A 6,343-nucleotide genomic window follows, 5' to 3' on the forward strand; every position below is an offset into this window, starting at 1 on the left:
GCCGCGGCGACGGCGGCGGTGCGGTCGGTGGAGCCGTCGTCGACGACGAGCACGTCGACGCCGGGCAGTTCGCCGCGGACCTCACCGACGACGTCGGCGATCGAGCCGGACTCGTTGAGCGCGGGGATGATGATCAGGACCCGCTTGCCGTTAACCATCGTGCGACACCAGTTCGTCTCGGGCCGCCCGGTCCGCGTCGATCTCGGCGCGCAGGAGGGCGAAGTCTTCTGCCAGGGTGCGGGTCTCTTCCTCCAGGGCGCTGACCTCCCAGCTGAGGTGCACGCAGACCAGCAGGAGGAAGACGATGCCGAGGAAGAGCACGAGGCTCACGCCGGACTGGACGCCGAGCAGCTCGGCGACGTTGTCCAGCAGGCGGGGGAAGAGCGACAGCGGAATGACGATCACCAGGACGCCGAGCCAGAGCATGCCGTACTTCTCGCGGAGCTGCCGGCGGCGCAGCAGCTCGACGATCGTGGCCAGCAATATCAGGCCGGTCAAGCCGGTGACGAGGGTGAGCTTCATGCGACCTTCCACGGGGCGGGTGGAGCGGCGGAGGCGAACGCGGCGGCCAGGGTGGTGTGCCAGCCCGTGAGGGGTGGCAGACCCGCGGCGGCCCAACGGCCGTGCCCTAGCACACTGTACGCCGATCGGGGGATGGAACGGGGGAACCGATCGTTGGTGATCGCCCGGGTCATGCGGTCGGCGCCGCCTTCAGCGGCTCCCACCAGGCCCGGTTGTCGCGGTACCACTGCACGGTCTGCGCCAGACCGTCGGTGAGGTCGATGCTCGGGGCGTACCCCAGCTCTTGGTTGATCTTGGTGATGTCCAGCGAGTAGCGGCGGTCGTGGCCCTTGCGGTCGGTCACCGGGACGACCCGGTCCCAGCCGGCGCCGCAGGCTTCCAGCAGCAGACCGGTCAGCTCCTTGTTGGTCAGCTCGGTGCCGCCGCCGATGTTGTAGACCTCGCCGGCGCGGCCCTTCTGCTGGACCAGCGCGATGCCCCGGCAGTGGTCGTGCACGTGCAGCCAGTCGCGGATGTTGCCGCCGTCGCCGTAGAGCGGAACGGTGCCGCCGTCGAGCAGGTTGGAGACGAACAGCGGGATGACCTTCTCGGGGAACTGGTACGGCCCGTAGTTGTTGGAGCAGCGGGTGACCACCACGTCCATGCCGTGGGTGCGGTGGTAGGCCAGGGCGAGCAGGTCGGAGCCGGCCTTCGAGGCCGAGTACGGCGAGTTCGGCGCGAGGGGCCAGGTCTCCGTCCAGGAGCCCTCGTCGATCGACCCGTACACCTCGTCGGTCGACACGTGCACGAAGCGGCCGGTGCCGTGGCGCAGCGCCGCGTCCAGCAGCGTCTGGGTGCCGAGCACGTTGGTGGTGACGAACGGCGCGGCTCCGGCGATCGAGCGGTCGACGTGCGATTCCGCCGCGAAGTGCACGATCACGTCGTGCCCGGCGACCACCTCGTCGACCACACCGGGGTCGCAGATGTCGCCCTGCACGAAGCGCAGCCGCGGGTCGTCGCGCACCGGGTCGAGGTTCGCCAGGTTGCCCGAGTAGGTGAGCTTGTCGAGCACGGTCACGCTGGCGGGATCGACCGCGGGCACGCCCGAGGCGGTGCCACCAGGCACGCCCAGCAGCATGCGGACGTACTCTGAACCGATGAATCCGGCACCGCCGGTGACGAGGATCCTCACGGGTCCAGGAGTGTACGCGAAGCGGTGGGCCGGCTGTCGGCGGCGACCACCGACATGCCGACGGGCTGGTAGCGGCTAAGCTCCCCCGGTGCGCGGAATCCTACTCGCCGGCGGCACCGGTTCCCGGCTCTGGCCGATCACCCGGGCAGTGTCCAAGCAACTGATGCCGGTCTTCGACAAGCCGATGATCTACTACCCCCTCTCCACCCTGGTGATGTCCGGGGTGCGGGAGATCCTGGTGATCACCACACCGGAGGACCAGGACCAGTTCCGCCGGTTGCTCGGCGACGGCAGCCAGTTCGGGCTGCGGCTGGAGTACGTCACGCAGGCCCGCCCGGAGGGCATCGCCCAGGCGTTCGTGCTGGGCGCGGACTTCATCGGTGACGAGTCGGTGGCGCTGATCCTCGGCGACAACATCTTCCACGGCGTCGGCCTGGGTCGGCAGCTCGCCGCCCACGGCGACCTGGTCGGCGGCCGGGTGTTCGCGTACCCGGTGGCCAACCCGCAGGAGTACGGGGTGGTGGACTTCGACGCCGAGGGGCGGGTGCTCTCGATCGAGGAGAAGCCGGCCCGGCCGAAGTCCCGCTTCGCGGTGCCCGGCCTGTACTTCTACGACAACCGGGTGGTCGACATCGCCGCCAAGCTCACCCCGAGCGCTCGCGGCGAGCTGGAGATCACGGCGGTCAACGAGGCGTACCGGGAGACCGGCGAGCTGTCCGTCACCCTGCTCGACCGGGGCACGGCCTGGCTGGACACCGGCACGTTCGCCTCGATGATGCAGGCCGGCGAGTTCGTCCGGGTGATCGAGGAGCGGCAGGGCCTGAAGATCGGCTGTGTCGAGGAGGTGGCCTGGCGGGCCGGCCTCATCGACGACGATCAGCTGCGCGCGCTCGCCGAACCGCTGGTCAAGAGCGGCTACGGCGACTACCTGTTCGGGCTGCTGGCCGAGAAGAACGAAGCGCGGGTGGGCCGATGAAGATCCGGGAGCTGGGCATCGAGGGCGCCTGGGAGATCACCCCCCAGCAGCACGGCGACCCGCGCGGCATGTTCATGGAGTGGTACCGCTTCGACCACCTCGCCGAGGCGGTGGGGCACCCGCTGCGGCTGGCCCAGGCCAACCTGTCGGTCTCGGCGCGCGGCGTGGTGCGCGGCGTCCACTTCGCCGACGTGCCGCCCGGGCAGGCCAAGTACGTGACGTGTGTGCGCGGCGCGGTTCTCGACGTGATCGTGGACCTGCGGGTCGGCTCGCCGACCTTCGGCCGGTGGGAGGGCGTCCGGCTGGACGACACCGACCGGCGGGCGGTCTACCTCAGCGAAGGGTTGGGGCACGGATTCTGCGCGCTGACCGACGACGCGACGCTGAGCTACCTCTGCTCGGCCACGTACAACCCGACCGGCGAGCACGCGGTGCACCCGCTGGACGAGGAGCTGGGCATCGAGTGGCCCGCCGACGTCCCGCTGCTGTCCGCCCGCGACGACGCCGCGCCGACCCTGGCGCAGGCCCGCGAGCGCGGCCTGCTGCCGGAGTACGACGCCTGCCGGCGGTTCGTGGCCAGTCTCGGGCCGGACGGAATGTCGCACTCAGCCGGTATGTGACCACCCCCGAAGCACGACCTGTGGTGTGACAGTGACGAACCGGGCCTCCGGGCGGCTAATGTCACACCATGGAGCGGCGAATCTTCGGCCTCGAGACCGAGTACGGCGTCACCTGTACCTATCGCGGGCAGCGGCGGCTGTCCCCGGACGAGGTCGCGCGGTATCTGTTCCGTCGCGTCGTGTCCTGGGGCCGGTCGAGCAACGTGTTCCTGCGCAACGGGGCCCGGCTCTACCTGGACGTCGGGTCGCATCCGGAGTACGCCACACCGGAGTGCGACTCGGTGACCGATCTTGTCGCCCACGACCGGGCCGGCGAGCGGATCCTGGAGGGCCTGCTCGTCGACGCGGAGAAGCGACTGCACGACGAGGGCATCGCAGGTGAGATCTACCTGTTCAAGAACAACACCGACTCGGCCGGCAACTCGTACGGCTGCCACGAGAACTACCTGGTCTCGCGGCACGGCGAGTTTGGCCGGCTCGCTGACGTGCTCATCCCGTTCCTGGTCACCAGGCAGTTGATCTGTGGGGCCGGCAAGGTCCTGCAGACTCCGCGTGGCGCGGTGTACTGCCTGTCCCAGCGGGCCGAGCACATCTGGGAGGGCGTCTCCTCGGCGACGACCCGCAGCCGACCGATCATCAACACCCGCGACGAGCCGCACGCCGACGCCGAGCGCTACCGGCGCCTGCACGTGATCGTCGGCGACTCGAACATGAACGAGGTCACGACGCTGCTCAAGGTCGGCACCGCCGACATCGTGCTGCGGATGATCGAGGCCGGGGTCGTCATGCGGGACCTGTCGCTGGAGAACCCGATCCGGGCGATCCGCGAGGTGTCGCACGACATCACCGGCCGGCGCAAGGTGCGGCTCGCCTCCGGCAAGGAGGTCAGCGCGCTGGACATCCAGCAGGAGTACCTGGCCAAGGCCACCGAGTTCGTCGAGCGCCGCGGCGGCGACCAGGCCGCCAAGCGGGTCGTCGAGCTGTGGGGCCGGGTGCTCAACGCGGTGGAGAGCGGTGACCTGGAGCCGGTCTCGCGGGAGATCGACTGGGTCAGCAAGCTGCGGCTGATCGAGCGCTACCAGCGTAAGCACGACCTGCCGCTGTCGCACCCCCGGGTGGCGCAGATGGACCTGGCGTACCACGACGTGCGCCGTGGGCGGGGCCTCTACGGGCTGCTGGAGCGTCGCGGCGAGGTGGACCGGGTGGCCACCGACCCGGAGATCTTCGAGGCCAAGGAGACCCCGCCGCAGACCACACGGGCGCGGCTGCGCGGCGAGTTCATCCGGCACGCCCAGGAGAAGCGGCGCGACTTCACCGTCGACTGGGTGCACCTGAAGCTCAACGACCAGGCACAGCGCACCGTGCTCTGCAAGGACCCGTTCCGGGCGTACGACGAGCGGGTGGAGCGGTTGATCGCCAGCATGTGACGGGTGTGCCGGCCCCGGCGGTGGTGTGCCGCCGACGGGGCCCGCCGGCCCGGTAGGCTGGGCGCGCCATGACGACTTCTGAACCATCCGACCGTTCCGAGCGCTCCGGGCGCGGCGCCGAGCGGCAGAACTGGGTCGAACGCCGGCGGGAGAAGATCCGCGCCGAGATCGACCGCAACCGGCGCGGTGAGTACACCGTGCCGACGTGGGTGCTGGCCCTGGCGCTGGTGCTCATCGTGGGCGGCTGGCTCGCCCTGATCTTCCTCGCCTGATCCCGCCCCGCGCTGTCGCGCGAGCGGTGTCCGTTGCTGACCCACCCGCGCTGTCGCGGGAGCGGTGTTCGTCGGTGACCCTCCCGGGGCCAGAGGTTGGCCCGGCCGGGTCGCGTCGACGGGTATCCGCCGACGTCGCCGTCGCGGGCGGGTCCGCCCGCCCACTGCGCCGACGACACCGGGACGCGACGACGCGGGAGGCGATCATGGACGACGACCGGACGGTGCCGCAGCCGGAACGCGGTGGGGGAGGCTGGCAGGACCCCGGGCCGCGCGACGTGGTCCGGGACCGGCAGAACCCCGATCTGCTGACCCCGCCGAGCACGGACGCGGGGACACTGCCCAACCTGCGGTTCTCGTTCTCCGACGCGCACGCCCGCGTGCAGGGCGGCGGTTGGACCCGCGAGGTGACCGTACGGGAGCTGCCGGTCGCCACCGAGCTCAGCGGCGTGGACATGGCGCTGGAACCGGGCGGGTACCGGGAGCTGCACTGGCACAAGCAGTCCGAGTGGGCGTACGTGTCGCGCGGCAGCGCCCGGATCAGCGCCGTCGACCAGGAGGGCCGCAACTTCCTCGACGACGTACGCGCCGGTGACCTGTGGTTCTTTCCGCAGGGGGTGCCGCACCACATCCAGGCGCTCGACGAGGGCGTGGAGTTCCTGCTCGTCTTCGACGACGGCGCGTTCACCGAGAACAGCACGTTCCTGATCAGCGACTTCTTCGCGCACACCCCGAAGGACGTGCTGGCCAAGAACTTCGGGTGGCGACCCGAGCAGCTCGACTCGATCCCGGAGCGGGAGAAGTACATCTTCGCGGGGCAGGTGCCGCCGCCGCTGGACCGCGACAAGGTGGTCAGCCCGAGCGGGGACGTGCCCCGCAGCCTGAGCCACCGGCTGCTCGCGCAGCAGCCGCAGCGGTTCGCGGGCGGCCAGGTCCGCATCGCCGACGTCACCCAGTTCCCGGCGGCCACCGCGATCTGCGCCGCGCTGGTCGAGGTCGATCCGGGCGGGATGCGCGAGTTGCACTGGCACCCGACCGACGACGAGTGGCAGTACTACCTCTCCGGCCACGGCCGGATGGGCGTGTTCGCCAGTCAGGGCGTGGCGGGCACCTTCGACATGCGCTCGGGTGACGTCGGGTACGTGCCGTTCGCCTACGGCCACTACATCGAGAACCTCGGCACCGAGCCGCTGGTCTTCCTGGAGATGTTCTGCAAGCCCCGGTTCGGGTGATCCGCTGACCCGACCGTCACCCTCCCACCCAGGTCCCGCCCGCGTCCCACCCGGTCCCCACCCCGGTCCCGCCCGGGGTTGATCATGAAGTTATTGCCCCGACACGCCGGGCGGGCGGGCAAT

Annotated in this window: 8 protein-coding genes; 5 read left to right on the forward strand and 3 right to left on the reverse strand. The window is 70.5% G+C overall.

The genetic code is table 11. The features are described 5' to 3' along the window. The 3 genes from AB0J68_RS24390 to rfbB all read right to left on the reverse strand — a co-directional run. On the reverse strand, positions 1-158 hold a 158-nt coding region (locus tag AB0J68_RS24390), incomplete at its 3' end, for a glycosyltransferase (protein ID WP_363940571.1). Continuing rightward, positions 151-522, reverse strand: a complete 372-nt coding sequence (locus AB0J68_RS24395) for a DUF2304 domain-containing protein (RefSeq protein WP_354862556.1) — start codon at positions 520-522, stop codon at positions 151-153. The genes AB0J68_RS24390 and AB0J68_RS24395, both read right to left, overlap by 8 nt. A gap of 169 nt (positions 523-691) precedes the next feature. Next, on the reverse strand, positions 692-1,693 hold the full coding sequence (gene rfbB, locus AB0J68_RS24400) for a dTDP-glucose 4,6-dehydratase (protein WP_363940568.1): 1,002 nt from the start codon (positions 1,691-1,693) through the stop codon (positions 692-694). 88 nt (positions 1,694-1,781) lie between these two features. Here rfbB and rfbA point away from each other — a divergent pair, with 88 nt between their 5' ends. From rfbA to AB0J68_RS24425, 5 genes are all read left to right on the forward strand, one after another. Then, positions 1,782-2,669, forward strand: a complete 888-nt coding sequence (rfbA, locus tag AB0J68_RS24405) for a glucose-1-phosphate thymidylyltransferase RfbA (protein ID WP_354862559.1) — start codon at positions 1,782-1,784, stop codon at positions 2,667-2,669. After that, a complete protein-coding gene (rfbC, locus tag AB0J68_RS24410) occupies positions 2,666-3,289 on the forward strand; it encodes a dTDP-4-dehydrorhamnose 3,5-epimerase (RefSeq protein ID WP_363940569.1) in 624 nt (207 codons plus the stop codon). The genes rfbA and rfbC overlap by 4 nt, the downstream gene beginning before the upstream one ends. A gap of 68 nt (positions 3,290-3,357) precedes the next feature. Continuing rightward, positions 3,358-4,716 carry a Pup--protein ligase gene (pafA, locus tag AB0J68_RS24415; RefSeq protein ID WP_234581936.1) on the forward strand — a complete coding sequence of 453 codons (1,359 nt, stop codon included), beginning with the start codon at positions 3,358-3,360 and terminating at the stop codon, positions 4,714-4,716. A gap of 68 nt (positions 4,717-4,784) precedes the next feature. Next, entirely contained in the window at positions 4,785-4,988 is a 204-nt protein-coding gene (locus AB0J68_RS24420) for a hypothetical protein (RefSeq protein ID WP_354862562.1), read from the forward strand. 206 nt (positions 4,989-5,194) lie between these two features. Beyond that, positions 5,195-6,220 (forward strand): cupin domain-containing protein, encoded by a 1,026-nt coding sequence (locus AB0J68_RS24425; RefSeq protein ID WP_363940570.1) that lies wholly within the window; start codon positions 5,195-5,197, stop codon positions 6,218-6,220. Positions 6,221-6,343 lie beyond the last annotated feature (123 nt).

Origin of the sequence: Micromonospora sp. NPDC049580 (assembly GCF_040675595.1) — a bacterium.
In the GTDB taxonomy this organism is placed as follows: domain Bacteria; phylum Actinomycetota; class Actinomycetes; order Mycobacteriales; family Micromonosporaceae; genus Micromonospora.